General features: G+C 67.2%; 2 protein-coding genes. Both read left to right on the top strand.

Annotated features, from left to right (window positions below; translation table 11 throughout):
- The first annotated feature begins 81 nt into the window (after positions 1 to 81).
- Positions 82 to 1,032 carry a cytochrome c oxidase subunit II gene (coxB, locus tag ACU5AP_RS16125; RefSeq protein WP_446681545.1) on the top strand — a complete coding sequence of 317 codons (951 nt, stop codon included), beginning with the start codon at positions 82 to 84 and terminating at the stop codon, positions 1,030 to 1,032.
- Positions 1,029 to 2,302: cbb3-type cytochrome c oxidase subunit I (locus tag ACU5AP_RS16130; RefSeq protein WP_446681546.1), on the top strand; the 1,274-nt coding region annotated here is incomplete at its 3' end. The genes coxB and ACU5AP_RS16130, both read left to right, overlap by 4 nt.

Raw genomic sequence — 2,302 nt, forward strand, 5'->3', positions numbered from 1 at the left:
TGCTGCCCGACACCGGCATGCCGCCCATGCCCCTGACCCAAGCCGAAGCCCGCGACATAGCGGCCTATCTCTATACGCTCGATGACGACTGAGACGCCGGACATGCTGGGCGGCTGGCCGCCGCCGGTGCTGGACCCCGCCGGGCCGTTCGCCGGGCCGGTGACGGTCGTCGCCTGGGTTCTGTTCGTCATGGGCGCGGTCGTGCTGGCCGTCGTCTTGATCGCGCTGGGCGTCGCCCTGTTCGGGCCGAGGACGTGGAAACGTCGCGTCGGCGGCGAGCGCCTAGTCTGGATCGGCGGCCTGGCCTTTCCGGTGGTCGTGTTGACGGGCCTGCTGATCTACGGCCTCAGCGTCACCGCGCGCGTGTCGGATGCGCCGCGGGACGGCGAGATGCGCGTGCGCGTCACCGGCGAGATGTGGTGGTGGCGCGTCGCCTATCTGGACGGGGAAGGTCGCGAATTAGTCCAGGATGCCAATGAGGTTCACATCCCCGTCGGCCGTCCGGTGGTGGTCGAACTGGAGAGCGCCGACGTCATCCATAGCCTGTGGGTGCCGCGTTTGGGCGGCAAGACGGACATGATCCCCGGGCGTCGCAACTTCATGCGCCTGCAGGCTGACAAACCGGGCGTCTATGCGGGACAGTGCGCCGAGTATTGCGGCGGACCTCACGCCCTGATGGGCTTCGTCGTCGTCGCCCATGCTGAGGCCGACTTCGAGGCCTGGCGGGCCAGGCAGGCCGCGCCCGCCGCGCCGTCCGCCTTGCCGGGCGCGGCGGTGTTCGGCGCCTCGGGGTGCGGCGCCTGCCACACCATACGCGGAACCGAGGCCAACGGCCTGGCCGGGCCGGACCTGACCCATGTCGGTTCGCGCCAGACGCTGGGCGCGGGCATCCTGCCCAACAATCAGGGCACGATGGCGGGGTGGATCGCCGACAGCCAAGGGATCAAGCCGGGCAACCGCATGCCGTCCTATCCAGTGCTGACCGGGCGCGAGCTGCGCGACGTGGCCGCCTATCTGGACAGTCTGAAATGACGTCGGAAACCGGCTTCGACGTCCGCAAATACGATCGCTTTCCCACCGAGGAGACGCGTCCAGACGGCGAGCTGGAGCAGCTGGAGGCCGCCTGGTGCGGTCCGCGCCGTCCCGGCGAGTGGATCACGGCGATCAACAACAACATCATCGGCGTCTATTACGTCGGCGCGGCCATGCTGTTCTTCGTGCTGGCGGGTGTGCTGGCGCTGCTGATGCGCACCCAGCTGGCGCTGCCGATGACGGGCTTCCTGCCGCAGGAGACCTACAACCAGATCTTCACCATGCACGGTACGGTGATGATGTTCCTGTTCGCCGTGCCGGCGGTCGAGGCGCTGGGCGTGCTGCTGTTGCCGCAGATGCTGGGGGCGCGCGACCTGCCGTTTCCGCGCCTCGGGGCCTACGCCTTCTGGGCCTATCTGATCGGCGGCCTGGCCTTCTTCTGCTCCCTGTTCTTCGGCCTGGCGCCGGACGGGGGATGGTTCATGTATCCGCCGCTGACGGGCATGACCTATTCGCCAGGGATCAACGCCGACTTCTGGCTGCTGGGCATCGGTTTCATCGAGATCTCGGCCATCGCCGGAGCGATCGAGATCATCGTCGGCGTGCTCAAGACGCGCGCGCCCGGCATGACGCTGGACAAGCTGCCGGTCTTCGCCTGGGCCATGCTGATCTTCGCTTGCATGATCATCATCGCCTTTCCCTCGGTGATCCTGGCGACCTTGCTGCTGGAGCTGGAACGGGCGCTGGGCTGGCCCTTCTTCGATCCATTGAAGGGCGGCGATCCCATGCTGTGGCAGCACCTGTTCTGGTTCTTCGGCCACCCGGAGGTCTACATCATCTTCCTGCCGGCGGCCGGGGCCATGTCGACCATCATCCCCGCCATGGCGCGCACGAAGCTGGTCGGCCATCCCCTGGTGGTCATGGCCATGCTGGCGACCGGCTTCATCAGCTTCGGCGTGTGGGCGCACCACATGTTCACCACCGGCATGCCGCAGATCAGCATCAACTACTTCAGCGCCGCCTCCATGGCGGTCAGCGTCCCGGCGGGCGTGCAGGTCTTCGCCTGGATCGCCACCATAGCGGCCGGAAAGATGCGCTTCACCACGCCCGGCTTGTTCGCCGTGGGCGGCTTGGTCATCTTCGTCATGGGCGGGCTTACCGGGGTCATGGTCGCCATGGTGCCCTTCGACTGGCAGGCCCACGACAGCTACTTCATCGTCGCCCACCTGCACTACGTCCTGATCGGCGGCATGGTCTTTCCCATGTTCGC

The sequence above is a fragment of the Brevundimonas sp. RM1 genome, assembly GCF_052907225.1.

Excerpts from the sequence above, each read along its gene's own strand:
- coxB (WP_446681545.1), top strand. The coding sequence starts at position 82 with ATGACGACTGAGACGCCGGACATGCTGGGCGGCTGGCCGCCGCCGGTG.